The organism is Ruegeria sp. BHSA191, assembly GCF_059613325.1.
Window position 1 is genome coordinate 143,841 of sequence record NZ_JBXWSH010000002.1, and the last position, 16,036, is coordinate 159,876.

16 protein-coding genes are annotated in these 16,036 nt (G+C 64.1%); 7 read left to right on the forward strand and 9 right to left on the reverse strand.

Annotated features, from left to right (window positions below; genetic code table 11):
- Positions 1-19: 19 nt before the first annotated feature.
- From AC2FNS_RS02605 to dapE, 3 genes are all read right to left on the reverse strand, one after another.
- Entirely contained in the window at positions 20-1,318 is a 1,299-nt protein-coding gene (locus AC2FNS_RS02605; protein ID WP_496710783.1) for a lytic murein transglycosylase, read from the reverse strand.
- 89 nt (positions 1,319-1,407) lie between these two features.
- Positions 1,408-3,672: a ribonuclease R gene (rnr, locus tag AC2FNS_RS02610; RefSeq protein WP_496797561.1), complete on the reverse strand. Its 2,265-nt coding sequence runs from the start codon at positions 3,670-3,672 to the stop codon at positions 1,408-1,410.
- A gap of 65 nt (positions 3,673-3,737) precedes the next feature.
- The gene (dapE, locus tag AC2FNS_RS02615) at positions 3,738-4,877 is read right to left on the reverse strand and encodes a succinyl-diaminopimelate desuccinylase (protein ID WP_496710785.1); all 1,140 of its coding nucleotides are present in this window, start codon (positions 4,875-4,877) and stop codon (positions 3,738-3,740) included.
- 200 nt (positions 4,878-5,077) lie between these two features.
- Here dapE and AC2FNS_RS02620 point away from each other — a divergent pair, with 200 nt between their 5' ends.
- Complete coding sequence (locus tag AC2FNS_RS02620; RefSeq protein WP_496710786.1) at positions 5,078-6,136, forward strand: transporter substrate-binding domain-containing protein; 1,059 nt, start codon at positions 5,078-5,080, stop codon at positions 6,134-6,136.
- Here the strand turns inward: AC2FNS_RS02620 and AC2FNS_RS02625 are convergent.
- Entirely contained in the window at positions 6,133-6,480 is a 348-nt protein-coding gene (locus AC2FNS_RS02625; RefSeq protein WP_496688604.1) for a DUF8846 family protein, read from the reverse strand. The genes AC2FNS_RS02620 and AC2FNS_RS02625 overlap by 4 nt on opposite strands.
- A 136-nt stretch (positions 6,481-6,616) precedes the next feature.
- On the opposite strand from AC2FNS_RS02625, the gene AC2FNS_RS02630 reads away from it, so the two are divergent.
- On the forward strand, positions 6,617-7,048 hold the full coding sequence (locus AC2FNS_RS02630) for a GFA family protein (RefSeq protein WP_496710787.1): 432 nt from the start codon (positions 6,617-6,619) through the stop codon (positions 7,046-7,048).
- 72 nt (positions 7,049-7,120) lie between these two features.
- Here the strand turns inward: AC2FNS_RS02630 and dapD are convergent, their stop codons facing one another.
- The 3 genes from dapD to AC2FNS_RS02645 form a co-directional block, all read right to left on the reverse strand.
- Positions 7,121-7,948, reverse strand: coding sequence for a 2,3,4,5-tetrahydropyridine-2,6-dicarboxylate N-succinyltransferase (gene dapD, locus AC2FNS_RS02635; RefSeq protein WP_170364205.1), 828 nt, complete (start codon positions 7,946-7,948; stop codon positions 7,121-7,123).
- Positions 7,949-8,067: 119 nt separating this feature from the next.
- Positions 8,068-8,667 carry a GntR family transcriptional regulator gene (locus AC2FNS_RS02640; RefSeq protein WP_496710788.1) on the reverse strand — a complete coding sequence of 200 codons (600 nt, stop codon included), beginning with the start codon at positions 8,665-8,667 and terminating at the stop codon, positions 8,068-8,070.
- A 45-nt stretch (positions 8,668-8,712) separates the two neighbouring features.
- Positions 8,713-9,630, reverse strand: a complete 918-nt coding sequence (locus AC2FNS_RS02645) for a threonine/serine dehydratase (protein WP_496710789.1) — start codon at positions 9,628-9,630, stop codon at positions 8,713-8,715.
- A 79-nt stretch (positions 9,631-9,709) separates the two neighbouring features.
- Here AC2FNS_RS02645 and AC2FNS_RS02650 point away from each other — a divergent pair, with 79 nt between their 5' ends.
- Together AC2FNS_RS02650 and AC2FNS_RS02655 are read left to right on the forward strand one after the other, a co-directional pair.
- A complete protein-coding gene (locus tag AC2FNS_RS02650) occupies positions 9,710-10,552 on the forward strand; it encodes an LOG family protein (RefSeq protein ID WP_496680717.1) in 843 nt (280 codons plus the stop codon).
- A 3-nt stretch (positions 10,553-10,555) separates the two neighbouring features.
- A complete protein-coding gene (locus tag AC2FNS_RS02655; protein WP_496710790.1) occupies positions 10,556-11,662 on the forward strand; it encodes a cystathionine gamma-lyase in 1,107 nt (368 codons plus the stop codon).
- 3 nt (positions 11,663-11,665) lie between these two features.
- On the opposite strand, the gene AC2FNS_RS02660 is transcribed toward AC2FNS_RS02655, so the two are convergent.
- Positions 11,666-12,049, reverse strand: a complete 384-nt coding sequence (locus AC2FNS_RS02660; RefSeq protein ID WP_496688597.1) for a hypothetical protein — start codon at positions 12,047-12,049, stop codon at positions 11,666-11,668.
- A gap of 179 nt (positions 12,050-12,228) precedes the next feature.
- Here AC2FNS_RS02660 and AC2FNS_RS02665 point away from each other — a divergent pair, with 179 nt between their 5' ends.
- The 3 genes from AC2FNS_RS02665 (at position 12,229) to AC2FNS_RS02675 (ending at position 15,263) form a co-directional block, all read left to right on the forward strand.
- Complete coding sequence (locus AC2FNS_RS02665; RefSeq protein ID WP_496710791.1) at positions 12,229-13,158, forward strand: DnaJ C-terminal domain-containing protein; 930 nt, start codon at positions 12,229-12,231, stop codon at positions 13,156-13,158.
- Complete coding sequence (locus AC2FNS_RS02670; RefSeq protein WP_496688594.1) at positions 13,155-13,499, forward strand: hypothetical protein; 345 nt, start codon at positions 13,155-13,157, stop codon at positions 13,497-13,499. Before AC2FNS_RS02665 ends, AC2FNS_RS02670 begins: the two co-directional genes overlap by 4 nt.
- 84 nt (positions 13,500-13,583) lie before the next feature.
- Positions 13,584-15,263 (forward strand): U32 family peptidase, encoded by a 1,680-nt coding sequence (locus tag AC2FNS_RS02675; RefSeq protein WP_496795108.1) that lies wholly within the window; start codon positions 13,584-13,586, stop codon positions 15,261-15,263.
- Here the strand turns inward: AC2FNS_RS02675 and AC2FNS_RS02680 are convergent.
- Positions 15,245-15,865 (reverse strand): cytochrome P460 family protein, encoded by a 621-nt coding sequence (locus AC2FNS_RS02680; protein WP_496680705.1) that lies wholly within the window; start codon positions 15,863-15,865, stop codon positions 15,245-15,247. The two genes, AC2FNS_RS02675 and AC2FNS_RS02680, sit on opposite strands and share 19 nt — an antisense overlap.
- Positions 15,866-16,036: the final 171 nt, after the last annotated feature.

A 16,036-nucleotide genomic window follows, 5' to 3' on the forward strand; every position in this document is an offset into this window, starting at 1 on the left:
CGCGGCCGCCCTTTTTCGTTCAGCGCATCCGTTCCAGCAATTGCACGGTGGCATAGCCATCGGGCACCAGGCCGCGTGCCACCTGATAGGCCCGCAGCGCATTGATGGTGTTCGGACCGATCCGTCCGTCGATGGCCTGCGTGTCGAACCCGGCAAGGGTCAGGCGCAGTTGCAGTTCCTTGCGTTCGGCAAAGCTCAGCACCCGGTCGTCGCGCGGCCAGTTGGCGCGGAACGGGCCTTGCCCGGCCAGCCGGTCCGACAGGTGGCCAATGCCGATGACATAGGCATCGGCGCCATTGTAGCGCTCAATCACGCTGAAATTGTCAAAGATCATCAGGGCCACGCCATTGCTGCCCGCCGGCAGCAGGATCGAAGCCGGACCATGATCGGCAATCGTCCGCCCATCCGCCGCCCGAACCCCCAACGCCGCCCAGTCCGAGGGCAACCGGGTGATTTCGCGGCTGGCCTGGGCATAGTCGAACCCCGCCGGCAGGCGTACCTCGATGCCCCAGGGTTGGCCCTTGGTCCAGCCGAAGCGCGCAAGATAGGCCGCGGTCGAGGCCAGCGCATCTGTAGGATCGTCCGACCAGATGTCGCGCCGGCCGTCACCGTCGAAATCCACCGCGTGTTCCAGATATGAGGTCGGCATGAACTGCGTGTGCCCCATGGCCCCGGCCCAACTGCCGGTCATCGCCTCGGGGCGCACGTCGCCCGCCTGCAGGATTTGCAGTGCGGCCAGCAGCTGGGCTTCAAAGAACTCCGCCCGCCGCCCGTCAAAAGCCAAGGTCGCCAGCGATCGGATCGTAGGCGAGCTGCCCCGGAAGCTGCCAAAGGACGTCTCAAGCCCCCAGACGGCCACGACGACCTCTTTCTCGACCCCGTATCGCGCCTCGATCCGGTCGAGAACACGGCGATGCCGTTCCAGCGCCTTGCGCCCGTTGGCGATGCGCTGGTCCGAGACGGCCGAGTCCAGATACTCCCAGATCGGCTTGGAAAATTCGGCTTGGTTTCGATCGCGTCTGATTATGTCAGGGTCTTGGGTCACGCCGCTCAGGGCGCGGTTCAACGTGGCCTGGCTGATCCCCTGCGCCAAGGCCCGGCGTTGGAACGCGCCAAGCCAGACCTCGAACCGGGGATTTACCGCCGCCACACGATGCGCACCGTGCGCGGGCCTAGGCACCGGCCTGAGCGACGCGGTCAGATCGGCCGAGGCCAGTTGAACCCTGGCGTCTGCTGGCCCAGGGGAAAGGTTGGTCGTCTCCGCCTGCAAGCTGGATGCCCAAACTGCGGCGGCCAAAAAGCCACACACATATTTCATGATTCAGGTTTTCCTGATGACTGCTCGCGCTCAGGGTAACCCGAATCCGGAAATTCACAAAGCGTTCCTTTGCAAGGCGCTGCGCACCATCACCGCTGACGGCGTTTGCGCTCGACCTTGCGCTTGATCTTGTCCTTCTTGCGCTTGGTGCTGACCGCCTTGCGCCGCGTCGGACGACCCGGCTTTCCACGGCCGCCCCCACGTGGCATCGGCTGATCGTCGATGGACAGCAGCTCCAGTTCCAGCCCGCCGGTCACCGGCGTGGCCTCGGTCAGGCGCACGGTGACACGCTGACCGATGGCGATGGTCAGGCCGGTATCGGCTCCCATCAGGGTGCCGGCCTCAGCGTCGAAATGGAAGAACTCGCGCCCCAGCGACCGCACCGGCACCAGCCCGTCGGCCCCGGTTTCATCCAGTTTGACGAAGGCCCCGAACCGGGCGATACCGCTGATGCGGCCGGTGAACTCGTTGCCGACGCGCTCGCTCAGATAGGCCGCCAGATAGCGGTCAGTCGTGTCGCGCTCGGCCATCATCGAGCGGCGCTCGGTATCCGAGATATGGGTGGCGACCTCCTCCAGACGTTCGATCTCGTCGGCGGTCAGACCGTCCTTGCCCCAGCCATGGGCCGAGATCAGCGCCCGGTGCACGATCAGGTCGGCATAGCGGCGGATGGGCGAGGTAAAATGCGCGTAGTTACGCAGCGCCAGCCCGAAATGGCCAAAGTTTTCGGGGCTGTAATAGGCCTGCGCCATCGACCGCAATGTGCTGAGATTGATCAACTCGGCATCCTCGGTGCCGGCGGCGGCGTTCAGCAGCGCGTTCAGGTGACGGGTCTGCAACACCTGCCCCTTGGCCAGATTCAGCCCAGCGGCCTGTGCCGTTTCGCGCAGGCTTTCCAGCTTTTCAGGCGCCGGCTCCTCGTGCACCCGGAACAGAAGCGGGCTGCGCTTGGCGATCAGCGTCTCGGCTGCGGACACGTTGGCCAGAATCATGAATTCCTCGATCAGCCGGTGCGCGTCTAGCCGCTCGCGGAAGGCCACGCTTTCGACCCCGCCCTTGTCGTTCAGCACGATCTTGCGTTCCGGCAGGTCCAGGTCCAGCGGCTGACGTTCGTTGCGGGCCGTCTTCAGCGCGCCATACGCGGCATAGAGCGGTTTCAGAACGCTCTCCAGTAGCGGGCCGGTGCGGTCATTGGGGGTGCCGTCGATGGCCGCCTGCACCTCGGCATAGTTCAGAGACGCGCCCGAGCGCATCAGCCCGCGCACAAAGCGGTGGTCGATCTTGTTGCCGTTTGCATCGATCCGCATCCGCACTGCGATACAAGCGCGCGGCACGCCTTCGTGCAGCGAACACAGATCACCCGACAGACGATCCGGCAGCATCGGCACGACGCGGTCGGGGAAATAGGTCGAGTTGCCCCGCTTTCGCGCCTCGCGGTTCAGCGCACTGCCGGGGCGCACATAGGCGGCCACATCGGCAATGGCGACCCAGATCACGTGGCCGCCCGGGTTTTTCGGGTCGTCGTCAGGATGGGCATGGCAGGCGTCGTCACGGTCGCGCGCGTCCGACGGGTCGATGGTCACCAGAGGGATGTCCCGCAGATCCTCGCGCCCTTTCAGCCCGACGGGCTTGGCCAAGTCGGCCTCGGCGATCACGTCATCGGGAAAATCGTCCGGGATGCCGTGCTGGTGGATCGCGATCAGCGACACCGCCTTGGGCGCGGACGGATCGCCCAGCCGTTCCAAGATGCGCGCGCGCGGCAGCCCCATACGGTTTTTCGGCCCGGCCTGCTCGGCCTCGACCAATTCGCCGTCCTTGGCGCCCAGCGCCGCACCTTCGGCCACCAGCCATTCGGTCGATCCGGCCTTGTCGATCGGCACGATCCGCCCGCCCTCGGCGCCCTTGCGGAAAATCCCGACGACCCGGCGCGGATTGGCGCCGATGCGGCGGATCAGGCGGGCCTCGTAATTGTGGTCTTCTGCATGCACCTGAGTCAGGCGGGCAAGGATGCGGTCACCTTCGCCCAGCGCCGGGTCGCTGGCGCGGGATATAATCAGCACGATCGGCTCGACCCCTTCTCCATGCCATTCCAGCGGTCGCGCGAACAGGTCGCCATCGGCGTTCGGCGCCTTGACCTGCAACACGCTGACCGGCGGCAAGCGGTCCGGGTCGCGATAGCTGCGCTTGCGCTTTTCAAGATGGCCCTCGGCCTCAAGCTCCTTAAGGATCCGTTTCAGGTCGATCCGGTCCGCGCCCTTGATGCCAAAGGCCTTGGCAATGTCGCGTTTCGAAGTGAGCGTGGGGTTCGCCGAGATCCAGTCGAGGATCTCCTGCTTGGTCGGTATGCGTTTCATGATGTCCGCCTAGCATGCCTATACGACCGCGTCATGACCAAAAAGCGGCCGGGCGCATCAATCGCTCAGGTGAAATAGTCGGCCAGGATCCGGGCATAGATCGCCTTGAGCTGGCGGACCTGCTCGACCGGGACGGATTCGTCCACTTGGTGCATGGTGCGACCGACCAGGCCGAACTCGACCACGGGGCAGTGATCCTTGATTAACCGCGCGTCCGAGGTGCCGCCGGTCGTGGACAGCTCGGGCCAGCGGCCGGTCTCGGCCTCGACGGCCCGGGCCACAAGATCCGACAGCGGCCCCGGAGGCGTCAGAAAGCTTTCGCCCGAAACCTTGATCCGCGTGTCGATCTGCACGCCGAACTCCGCCGCCACGTTGGCTGCCTGCGCCTTCAGCCAGTCGCTGAGGCTGGCGCCTGTATGCAGGTCGTTGAACCGGATGTTCACCGCCCCACGGCACTGGGCCGGAATGACGTTGGTGGCGGGGTTGCCGGTGTCCATCGTGACCACGGCCAGGGTCGAGGCGTCGAAATGGTCCGTCCCCCGATCCAGTTCGTGACTGGCCAACCGATCCATCAGCCGCGCCAGAGCGGGCACCGGGTTTTTTGCACGATGCGGATAGGCCGAATGGCCCTGCACGCCCGTCACCTCGAACCAAGCGGTCATCGACCCACGGCGGCCGATCTTCATCATCTCGCCCATCTCGTTGGGGCAGGTCGGCTCGCCCACAAGACAGACTGACATCCGCTCGTCCTGCGCCTGCATGTAGTCCAGCAGCGCGGTGGTGCCGTCCACCGCATCGCCTTCCTCATCCCCCGTGATGGTCAGGATGATTGCCCCGTCCGGCGGAGTGTCGCGCACGAAATCCACCGCCGCCGCAACAAAAGCCGCAACCCCCGATTTCATGTCGGTCGCGCCCCGGCCGTACAGAATGCCGTCATGGATTTCCGCGCCGAACGGCGGGCGGGTCCATGCGACCTCATCGCCCACCGGCACCACATCGGTATGCCCGTTGAACCCGAAACTGCGCGCATGCCCCTTGTCGCCCCACCGGGCGAACAGGTTGCAGACGCCGCCGCGATCCACCCGCGCACAGGTGAAACCGGCCCGCGACAGGATTTCTTCTAGCAGAACCAGCGCCCCGCCTTCCTCGGGTGTGACCGAGGGGCAACGGATCAGGTCTGCGGTCAGGTCTACGGGGTCGGTCATTCGGGGGCCTCGCGGTTTCGGCGTGGGACGGGATACCGCACAGATTCAACGAATTGGCGGCGATGCCAACCCCGATCTACGGTTTTCCGGCGATCCGGCCCGAAAATGCGGGACAAAGAATTCTGAGGTGATGACCTTGCGACGGCCTTGCCGCAGCACGCCAAATTGAGCTAGAGGGCCGCGAAACAGGTGAATACCCCATGACGCGCGCCCTTTTCGCATTGATCTGCCTGACCATGGCAGCCCTTGCACAAGCCAGCCAGGCCGAAACTCTGACGGTCGCGACGGTGGACCGCTCACCGTTCTCGTATGAAGTCGAGGGCGTGGATACCGGGTTTTCAATGGATCTGCTGGCCGCACTGGCCGAGGAGCTGGGCTGGGAATATACGGTCGTCCGCATGGACACGTTCGGCGACATGCTGTCGGCGGTCGAAAACCGCGAGGCGGACATGGCCATCGCCAACATCTCGATCACCGCCGACCGTGAAGCCCGAATGGATTTCAGCCAGCCGATCTTCGAGGCCGGTCTGCAGATCATGGTCCCCTCCGACGCGGCGCGCAGCCCGTCCCTGATGCAGGCGCTGCTGTCGCGCGAGCTGTTCATCGCCATCGGGCTGGCCTTTGCCATCCTGCTGGGTGGCGGCATGCTGATGTGGGGATTCGAACGCCGATCCCAACCCTATTTCGACCGCGACCTGAACGAGGCCTTGTTCCCGTCCTTCTGGTGGGCGCTGAACCTGGTGGTCAATGGCGGGTTCGAAGAGCGCATGCCCCGCACCCCCTTCGGACGCATTCTGGGTGTGGTGCTGGTCGTGTCCTCGCTGTTCATCGTATCCGTGTTCACCGCGCGGATCACCTCGGTGATGACGGTGGACGCGATCACCAGCAACATCAACTCGGTCAACGACCTGTACGGCAAACAGGTCGGCACGATCTCGGGCTCGACCGCCGCCAGTTTCCTGAACCGGCGCGAGATCGAATTCGTCGGCTATGATGACCTCGACGGCATGTTGACCGCGTTCAGGGATGGGGACCTGAATGCTGTCGTGTTTGACGCGCCGATCCTGTCCTATTTTGCTACCCACGAGGGGCGCAAGATTGCGGCAATGACCGGCGGCGTCTTCCTGCGCGAGAACTACGGCATCCTGTTCCCGACCGGGTCACCCCTGGACGAAGACGTCAACCGGGTGCTGCTCACGTTGCGCGAGAACGGCACCTACGACCAGATCTATAGCAAGTGGTTCGGCGCGCGGCGCTAGCTGCCTTCAGGCTTGTCGCCGAAAAACGGTGTCATCTGCGCCACGATCACCGCGTTTTCATCCAGCGCCCTCTGCATCAGCGTGCGTTCGTCCGGGTCGATCTCGTGCCCCTGCGCCTCGCGCTCGGCCAGGGTCCCATAGCCGGTGACGTCCAGCGGGGCCGTATCGGCCTGTTTGAGAATGGCCACGGTTTCGCGCACGGCCTCGGCCTCGTCCACGCCGCTGGCATAGCACATGAGCGCCGCGCCGGTGGCGCCTTCGGGCAGGCCGTCGCCATCCTTGCGACCAATCTGAACCAACAGAGTATAGACCTGCTGGCGCGAGGGTTTCTTTTGCTTTTCCATGCCGTGGGCCTTAGCCGGGGGCCGGTCGATGGTCAAGCATGGCAGCTCGACGCGGTTCCCGGATGCCGTGTCGTTTTTTGACGCGCTCAAGCCCACCGTCCAGTCAGACTGGTCGCGAAAAACGACGGAGGACATCATGACCAAACGCGGCCGCTGCCTGTGCGGTGAAACACGCTGGGAATTTGAGGGCGCCGAGACCTGGAGTTGCTATTGCCATTGTGATGATTGCCGCCGCAATTGCGCCGCGCCCGTGGTCGCGTGGTTGGGCGTACCCTCACGCAATTTCCGATGGACCGCCGCAACACCGCGTACTTTCGCCAGTTCGAACGGCGTCCAGCGTCATTTCTGCGCCACGTGTGGCTCTCCGATGGGGTTCGAGGCCGACCACTATGAGGGCGGGATGCATCTGTACGCGACCTCGCTGGAAGACCCTTCAGACTTTGCGCCAACCTTTCACGTCAATTATCAAAGCAAGCTGCCCTGGCTGGATCTGCGCGATGATTTGCCGAAATACGAAGGCACCCTGCTGCACGCGCCCGAGGATCTCGCCGACTACCGGGCGGGATAGGTCCGACCCTGCCGAACAAAAAAGGCCGCGGACCAGAGCCGCGACCTTCGGAACATTGATCGACGTCTACGATCAATCGCGCAGCAGCTCGTTGATCCCGGTCTTCGAACGGGTCTTCTCATCGACCCGCTTTACGATCACCGCGCAGTACAGGTTGATCCCGTTCTTCGACGGCATCGAGCCGGACACCACCACCGAATAAGGCGGCACCTCGCCATAGAACACCTCGCCGGTCTCGCGATCCACGATCTTGGTGGACTGGCCGATATAGACGCCCATGCCCAGAACCGAGCCTTCGCGGATGATACAGCCCTCGACCACCTCGGAGCGGGCGCCGATGAAGCAGTTGTCCTCGATGATAGTCGGGCCGGCCTGCATGGGCTCCAGAACGCCGCCGATGCCGACGCCACCGGACAGGTGGACGTTCTTGCCGATCTGCGCGCAGGAGCCGACCGTGGCCCAAGTGTCGACCATGGTGCCCTCGTCCACATAGGCGCCGAGGTTCACGAAAGACGGCATCAGTACCACGCCCGGCGCGATATAGGCCGACTTGCGCACCACGCAGTTGGGCACAGCGCGGAAACCGGCCGCGCGCCACTGGTTTTCACCCCAGCCGGCGAACTTGCTGTCGACCTTGTCCCACCAGCCGCCGCCCTGCGGGCCGCCGGACTGGATTTCCATGTCCTTGATGCGAAAGCCCAGCAGAACCGCCTTTTTGGCCCACTGGTTCACATGCCAGCTGCCATCGGCCTGCTTTTCGGCAACCCGCAGCGCGCCGCTGTCCAGCGCGTTCAAAGTGTCCTCGATCGCTTCGCGCTGTTCACCGGTGGTGGCGGGCGTGATCGTGTCGCGGGCCTCCCATGCGGCCTCGATGGCGGTTTCCAGTTGGGCGTTGGACATGGGGTTACTCCGTGCTGACTCTCGTTTGGTTGGTGTTGCCTATATGAAAGCCGGGGCCAATGCGCAATGCGACGTTGGCGGGGCCATTTGCGGCCACCCGGTGCCAAAACCCGCCGGTCTCAGCTGGCGCGGCGGATATGGCGCACCAGAATCGCTGTGGCCGTGGCGATATCGCGGCGCTTCATCGCCTGCACGATGGCGGCGTGGTCGGTGTCTTTCCGCTGGACCCAGCGGTGACGCCAATGGGCGAACAGATGGCGGGCGCTGGCGATGTGCAGATCGTCGATCGTATGCAGCAGGCGCGGCCGCGCACAGGGTGTCAGGATCGCCCGGTGGAAGGCGCGGTTCCGGGTTTCCCATGTTGGCATGTCCTGCGCCTCGTCGCAGGCGATGCGGGCCTTGTCGGCCGCCTTGAGATCCGCCGGTGTCAAATTCTGGATCGCATGTTGCAGGGCCAGCGATTCCAGGGCCACGCGCATCTCGATCACCTCGCGCACCTCGGCCGGGTCCAGCGCGGTGACACGCATGCCGCGCCGTGGTTCGCTGTGGGCCAGACCATGCGCCTGAAGCCGCAACAGCGCCTCGCGCACCGGGACATGGCTGGTGTCGAACGCCCGCGCGATATGGTCCTGCCGCAGTTTCTCACCCGCGGGCAGCTCGCCCGTGATGATGCGCTGGCTGAGCCGGGCATAGATGGAATCTGCAATCGTGGCGGTCATGGGATTTTATCTATAATCCCAAGGCTCGGCCCTCAAGGCGCAAATTCAAGCAGTGAGAGGGTCAGGTGCGATATTGCCCCCGCAGACCAGAACCGCGACCCGCTCGCCGGGTTCCGGCGTGTAAACGCCCGAGGTCAGAGCCGCGAGTGCCGTCGCGCCCGCCGGCTCGACCAGAATACGGTGCGCCTGCCACAGGCGCTGCTGCGCCTCGGCGATCGCATCGTCGCTGACCAGCACCGACGTCATCCCCTTTGCCAGCCCAAAACAGATGTCGCCGATCCGCCGCGCGCCCAGCGCGTTGGCAGCGATACCCGACACAGGAACATCCACCGGCGCACCGGCCTGCAACGCGGCGTTCAACGCACGTGACGTTTCCGGCTCGACCGCAACGACCTTGCGCGCGCCCTGAAACCAGGCCAGCGCCCCCGCGATCAGCCCGCCGCCGCCCACCGCCACCAATATGGTATCGGCCTGCAAGCCTTGGCTGTCCCATTCGGCGAAACAGGTACCCTGCCCGGCCACCGTTGCCGGCGCGTCATAGGCATGTATCTGCACCGCACCCGTTCGGTCTTCGTGTTCACGCGCCATCGTCAGGGCATTGGCATATTCGCCCGGCACGACGCTCAGATCGGCCCCGATCCGTTCGATCAGGGCGATCTTGGACGGACCGGCCATCTCGGGCACGAAGATCTTGGCCGGATGGCCCAGCGCCCGCGCGGCATAGGCCGCAGCCGCACCGTGATTCCCGCCCGATGCCGCCACCACTCCGGCCGCGGGCACATCCGTACTCAGCAAAGTGTTGAAGGCGCCGCGCGCCTTGAAACTGCCGGTGTGCTGCAGGTGCTCCAGCTTCAGCTCGACGGGATAGCCCAGCCCTAGACCAGCACTGGTCATGACCGGCGTCACCTGCGCATGACCGGCAATCCTATGGGCCGCCGCCGAAATCTCGTGTTTCCAATCCATTCTCATCTTTCCGTGACTGGCACTCCGTCCGCGAACCCTATAGCTGTTTGGAAAACACGCAAGCAGGGAACGCCCAGCAATGAAAGATCAACGCCTCAGCCCCTTCCGCGATGCCCAGACCGACCGCTCGACCGCAAGCGAGGTTCCGGACACCCCGCAGACACGCTCGCCCTCGTACCGGCTGGCCTTTGCCGATGAAGAATTCCTGCTGCGCAGCGAGCTGCGCCCCGTGCGGCTGCAACTGGAGTTGCTGAAGCCCGAGTTGAACATTTCCGAGCGCGAGATCACGTCGACCATAGTGATGTTCGGCGGCGCGCGCATACCAGAACCGTCCAAGAAAGACGGCGCGCGGACCAGGACCCTGGCCGAACTTTCGAAATATTATGACGAGGCGCGCGAATTCGCACGGCTAATGACCGAGAAATCCAAGCTGTGCGGCTGCCGCGAGAACGTGATCGTCACCGGCGGCGGCCCCGGCGTGATGGAGGCCGGCAACCGCGGCGCGCATGATGCTGGCGGCTGCTCGATCGGGCTGAACATCGTGCTGCCGCACGAACAGGCCCCGAACCAGTACGTCACGCCGGATCTGTGTTTCAACTTCCACTATTTTGCCATCCGCAAGATGCATTTCCTGATGCGCGCCCGCGCGATCACCATCTTCCCCGGCGGGTTCGGCACCTTGGACGAGATGTTCGAGTCGCTGACGCTGATCCAGACCGGCCGGATGGAGCGCGTGCCCTTCCTGCTGTTCGGGCGCGAATTCTGGGAACGGGTGATCAACTGGACAGCCCTGGCCGATGCCGGCACGATTTCCGAACAGGATCTGGACCTGTTCCGCTTTGTCGAAACCGCGCAAGAGGCGGTCGACATCATCGAGCGCTGGGAACCCGCCCCGCCGCGCAGCGACATTCCGGGGCGCTGAGCGATGGCGCGCCCTCCCAAGACCGGTGAGATGCTGCATCTGCGCGGCAACGCGCTGAGCAAGGGCGAGCCGGTGGCCCTGCCGCTGACCCAAAGCAGCATGTTCCACCTGCCCGGCGCGCCGGACGGGCACCCGACCTACGGCCGGGTTGACAACCCGACCTGGACGCAGGTCGAGCACGTGCTGGCGCATCTCGAAGACGCACCCTGCCTGATCTTTCCGTCCGGCATGGGCGCGATTTCGGCCGCGCTGTTCGCCACCGTGCGGGCGGGGTCGCGCATCCTTATCCCGTCGGACGGGTATTATGTCACCCGCCTGCTGGCCGACCGGTTCCTCGCCAAGCTGGGCGTGTCGGTCGAAGAGCGCCCCACGACCGCATTCGCGCAGGGCGGGTTCGACGGGTTCGATGTGGTTTTCGTCGAAAGCCCGTCCAACCCCGGGCTCGACATGATCGACCTGGCGCAGGTGGCGAGAGACGTGCGCGCCGCGGGTGGCATCACCATCGCCGACAATACGACGCTGACCCCACTGGGACAACGCCCGCTGGACCTGGGTATCGACATCGTCGTCGCCTCGGACACCAAGGCGATGGGCGGGCATTCCGATCTGCTGATGGGCCATGTGGCCGGCCGTGACACCCACATCATGGAACGTGTCGAGGAATGGCGCCGCGTCTCGGGCGCGATCCCCGGACCGCATGAGGCCTGGCTGCTGCATCGCGGGCTGGAGACGCTGGACGTCCGGTTCGATCGCATGTGCAGTTCGGCGCAGGTTCTGGCCGAACGGTTGGCCGATCACCCGAAGGTCAAGCAGATCCGCTATCCCGGCCTTCCGTCGGATCCGTCGCACGATCTGGCCCGCAAACAGACCACGCGGTTCGGCTTTTTGCTAACGATCACGCTGGCCTCCAAGGACCAGGCCGAACGGTTCATCAATGGCTGCCCGCTGCTGCGCCCGGCCACCTCCTTTGGTGGCGTGCACAGCTCGGCCGAGCGGCGCGCGCGTTGGGGAGATCAGGTCGATCCCGGCTTCGTGCGTCTTTCAATCGGGTGCGAGCCGGTGGATGAGCTGTGGCAGGCTCTGAACGACAGCCTGACTGCGCTGGCTTAGGCCCTATTTCTTGGGCTCGCGCAGTTCGGTGAAGACGTAGATCGGCAGCAGAACCCCGGCGATCAGGGCGCCCAGCCACACCAGCAGCGTCGCCGCCAGCAGGTTCGAGATGCCGCCCACGGTCAGCCCTTCAGTGACCAGATCGGTGACCAGCAGGCCCACGAAGATGACCACCAGCGCGATTCCGCCCTTCAGCGCCGGCACGTTCTTTTCCCCGATCTTCAGGATCAATGGCTCGGCCACGACCTGAACCAAGGTGAACACGATCACAACCACGATGAACGATACCGGTTTGATCGAAAAGCCGGTCAGCAACAGGCTGGCCAGCAACAGACCGATGGCATTGCCCGCCAACAGGGCCAGGGCCGACTTGATTCTGCGTGACATGCGTTTGACTCCATCCGCAACGGTTCGAAACATGCGGATAGTATCAGGATGCCGGAATTTTTCGAGAGAATTCAATCTCCTCGGTATTCGGCCCTGTTGAAATTCCATGACACGACACAATCTGAAGGGTTAACTGCCAACAACATCCACTGGCGAAACCAATCAGAAACGAGAGATACATGAGCGACGATCCATATTCGGTTTTGGGCGTCTCGAAAGACGCCAGTGCTGCCGAAATCAAAAAAGCCTACCGGCGCATCGCCAAAGACTGCCACCCCGACCTCAAGCCCGGCGACGCCAATGCCGAGGCCAGATTCAAGGCCGCCGCAGCCGCCTATGACCTGCTGAAGGACCCCGAAACCCGGGCCAAGTTCGACCGGGGCGAAATCGACGCCTCGGGCCAGGAACGCCCGCAGCAGCAATACTACCGCGAATATGCCGAAACCGCGGGCAACCCCTATCGCTCGGGCGGCGGGGTCGAGGACGACGACATGTCCGACATCTTTGCCCAATTCTTCGGCAACCGTGGCAACGGTGGCTTCAGCGGTGGGCGTGCGCGCGAGTTTCATGCGCCTGGTCACAACGTGAACTACAGCCTGCAGATCAGTTTCCTGGATGCCGTCTTTGGCGCCATGCAAAAGCTGACCCTGCCCAATGGCGACCGGATCGAGGTGAAGATCCCCGCCGGCATCACAGACGGCCAGACCATCCGCCTGCGCGGCAAGGGCGCGCCGGGCTATGGCGAGGGGCCACCGGGTGACGCGCTGGTCACGATCCGCGTGGCTGAACACCCGGTATTCAAGCGCGAGGGTGACGACATCCGCATCACCCTGCCGATCACCATCGACGAGGCCGTTCTGGGCGGCAAGGTCCCCGCGCCCACGATCGACGGTCGGGTGAACGTGACCGTGCCCGAGGGCACCAGTAGCGGCAAGACCCTGCGTCTGCGGGGCAAGGGCGTCAGGAAACGCGGCTCGGACAAACGCGGCGACCAGCTGATCGAGTTGAGCGTGGTGATGCCCGACAAGATCGACGACGAACTGAAGCAGTTCATCCAGAACTGGCGCAATTCGCACAGCTATGACCCGCGGAAAGGAATGCCGGCATGACCCGTTCTCTGACCGAAGCCGAACTGATCGAAGCCGTCCAGAACCTGACCTCGGAGCGGTTGTCCCGTTTCCTGTCCGCCCGGATCGTGATCCCGCGCCAGTCCGACCAGGGGCTGGTCTACGAGCGGCTGGACATGGCGCGCCTGCAACTGGCCTGCGAGCTGGACGACCAGTACGAGATGGAGCCCGACGCCCTGTCGATGGTGCTGTCGCTGATCGACCAGATGCACGGTCTGCGGGCGGAACTGCGCGAGGTGCTGCGCGCCATCGACGCCCAACCCGACCCGGTGCGCAACCAGTTGGTCGAACGGATCGGAACAGCGCGGTTCCGTCGCAGTTAGAGCCTGCGTGCAAGGCTGGTTTGCCCTTCTGGAGTCGGTGGTTTTACCTTAGAAGGCGCCATCGAGTCGGAACCGGGTGCTGCGATGACACGGACCAAGTCGGAATTGCTGATGCCTGCGGGCAATCTGCGCAAGCTGAAACTGGCCATCCTGTACGGGGCGGACGCGGTCTATCTTGGCACGCCCGACATGTCCCTGCGCACCAAGTCCGAGTTTTCGCTGGACGAGGTGATCGAAGGGGTCGCGTTCTGCCACGCGCATGGACGCCGCGCCTATCTGACGCTGAACCTGTTCTCGCACAACAAGGACATCCCCAAGCTGGACGAATACATCGACACCGTGCGCAAGGTGCGGCCCGACGGGTTGATCATCGCCGACCCCGGCGTGTTCCAGTACGTGCGCGAACGCGCGCCGGAACTGCCGCTGCATATCTCGACCCAGGCCAATATCTGTTCGTGGCTGTCGGTGAAGTTCTGGCAGGATCAGGGGGCCGAACTGGTGGTGCTGGCGCGCGAGGTCTCGTACCCCGAACTGGTCGAGATCCGCGAGAAATGCCCCGACATCCGGCTCGAGGCCTTCGTGCACGGTGCAATGTGCATGACCTATTCGGGCCGCTGCCTGCTGTCGAACTTCATGGCCGAGCGCGGCGCCAACCAGGGCAACTGCGCCAATTCCTGCCGCTGGAACTATGCGCTGAAGCTGCGCCTGAAGGACGGCACCCATCAGGAACTGCGGATCACCGAGGAAAACGCCGACCTGTTCGAATTCCTGCTGGAGGAAGGCTGCCGCCCGGGTGAACTGATGCCGATCGAAGAGGATGATCGCGGCTCGTACATCCTAAACTCGCGCGATCTGTGCATCATGCCCAAGCTGGACGAATACCTGAAGATCGGTGTCGACAGCCTCAAGGTCGAGGGGCGCGGCAAGTCGGAATATTATGCCGCCATCGTCGCGCGCGCCTATCGCATGGCCATCGACGACTATTATGCCGACCCCGAGAACTGGGACCCGAAACCCTATATGCGCGAGTTGGAGACCGTGGGAAACCGCGGCTATACGCTGGCCTTTCACGAGGGGCGGCTGACCAATTACGCGCATGATTACGAGCACACCGCGACCATCGCCCAATGGGAATATGCCGGGCTGGTGACCGACGTGACCGAGGATGCGTTCCTGGTCGAGGTGAAGAACAAGCTCGAACCCGGCGACGTGCTGGATTTCGTCTCGCCCATCTCGCGCGAGACGGTCCTGCTGCGCGTCTACGAGTTCGAACGCGCCAGCGACGGAGCCAAGCTGGACGTGGTGCATGGCAGCACGAAAACCGTGATCCGCCTGCCGTTTGCCCTGTTCGATCACGAAGACCCCGACGACCTTCGCGCCCGCTTCCCCGTATATTCGGTCCTGCGTAAGGAACGCGCCCTGACCGACGAGCACTGGAGTCGCATCCGCTTTGACAAGCTGGTGCAGGGGTTGGAAACCTCGGGGCGCGACAATCCCGCCGCCTATGCCCGCCGCCGGGACGAGCTGGTGGCGAAGATTGGCCAAGACGGCACCGCGCGCCGGTTCAAGACCAACCGCGTGGGCACCGAGGGTTGCTGCGGCAAGGGGTGCAACGGCTGCCTGATCTTCTGGCAGGATGACAAATACGCGCTGGCGCGCGAGGTTCTGTCGAAACGCAAGCAGGGTGAACAGCTCAGCCGGCGCGAGGCCGCCGCCCTGAAACTACCCGGTGACGCGGCCCGCGATCAGTTGCCGACGCGGTAATCCTCTGGCACGAAGAACGTATAGTCGCGGTCAGCGACCGCTTCGTGGCAGACATGGCAATAGGCAACCGCCCCCGCGCGATCCCCCATCGTGTCGCCGAACAGCGACCCGTCGGGCATCACCATGACATAGCGCCAGTCGGCGGTGTCGGGGCTGGTGCCTTCTGGCAGTTTCTCCATCACGAACAGGGCGCCGGGATGCACCCGGCCCTCATCCGTGACGGTCATGCTGTCCTTGGCCAGGACCGAGCCCACGGGCAAATCTTCCCCCGGTTGCAACGTGCCATAATTGTGGGCCATCCGGTTGGCATAGCTGTTGACGTAGCGCTGCCCATGCGTGGCCGACAGGTACGGTGCGTCGTTGAACAGCGGCCAGTGCTGATAGTTCATCAGTTGATCCAGATGCGCGGTGGCATATCCGCGATCCATCTGTTTCTTCAGGGCGCGATAATGCTGCTGCGCGTCCTCTTTGCTCAGCTCCGCCGGGTTCTCGATCGCCAGATGCGCCTCGGTCTCGTTGGATTGCGCCCATGAAATGGCGGCGCCCGATGCCACCAACGCGGCGGTCATGCAGATCGTTGACAGTTTCGTCAGTGCGTTCATGTATTGGCCCACCCTGTTCAAGGATTGCCTGAATTCCGCAGATTTCCCCGACAAATAGGAGCGGACTGGTCGAAACGCACCAGAAAACGGACTGTCCAACTCACCGTCTTGTGCGCAGATTTCACGTGCGCGCCACAGCGCACGTCTCATGGCTCAAGACTACCAAATCCG

Coding starts and splice junctions, on each gene's coding strand:
- AC2FNS_RS02605 (WP_496710783.1), bottom strand. CDS start 1,318: ATGAAATATGTGTGTGGCTTTTTGGCCGCCGCAGTTTGGGCATCCAGC.
- rnr (WP_496797561.1), bottom strand. CDS start 3,672: ATGAAACGCATACCGACCAAGCAGGAGATCCTCGACTGGATCTCGGCG.
- dapE (WP_496710785.1), bottom strand. CDS start 4,877: ATGACCGACCCCGTAGACCTGACCGCAGACCTGATCCGTTGCCCCTCG.
- AC2FNS_RS02620 (WP_496710786.1), top strand. CDS start 5,078: ATGACGCGCGCCCTTTTCGCATTGATCTGCCTGACCATGGCAGCCCTT.
- AC2FNS_RS02625 (WP_496688604.1), bottom strand. CDS start 6,480: ATGGAAAAGCAAAAGAAACCCTCGCGCCAGCAGGTCTATACTCTGTTG.
- AC2FNS_RS02630 (WP_496710787.1), top strand. CDS start 6,617: ATGACCAAACGCGGCCGCTGCCTGTGCGGTGAAACACGCTGGGAATTT.
- dapD (WP_170364205.1), bottom strand. CDS start 7,948: ATGTCCAACGCCCAACTGGAAACCGCCATCGAGGCCGCATGGGAGGCC.
- AC2FNS_RS02640 (WP_496710788.1), bottom strand. CDS start 8,667: ATGACCGCCACGATTGCAGATTCCATCTATGCCCGGCTCAGCCAGCGC.
- AC2FNS_RS02645 (WP_496710789.1), bottom strand. CDS start 9,630: ATGGATTGGAAACACGAGATTTCGGCGGCGGCCCATAGGATTGCCGGT.
- AC2FNS_RS02650 (WP_496680717.1), top strand. CDS start 9,710: ATGAAAGATCAACGCCTCAGCCCCTTCCGCGATGCCCAGACCGACCGC.
- AC2FNS_RS02655 (WP_496710790.1), top strand. CDS start 10,556: ATGGCGCGCCCTCCCAAGACCGGTGAGATGCTGCATCTGCGCGGCAAC.
- AC2FNS_RS02660 (WP_496688597.1), bottom strand. CDS start 12,049: ATGTCACGCAGAATCAAGTCGGCCCTGGCCCTGTTGGCGGGCAATGCC.
- AC2FNS_RS02665 (WP_496710791.1), top strand. CDS start 12,229: ATGAGCGACGATCCATATTCGGTTTTGGGCGTCTCGAAAGACGCCAGT.
- AC2FNS_RS02670 (WP_496688594.1), top strand. CDS start 13,155: ATGACCCGTTCTCTGACCGAAGCCGAACTGATCGAAGCCGTCCAGAAC.
- AC2FNS_RS02675 (WP_496795108.1), top strand. CDS start 13,584: ATGACACGGACCAAGTCGGAATTGCTGATGCCTGCGGGCAATCTGCGC.
- AC2FNS_RS02680 (WP_496680705.1), bottom strand. CDS start 15,865: ATGAACGCACTGACGAAACTGTCAACGATCTGCATGACCGCCGCGTTG.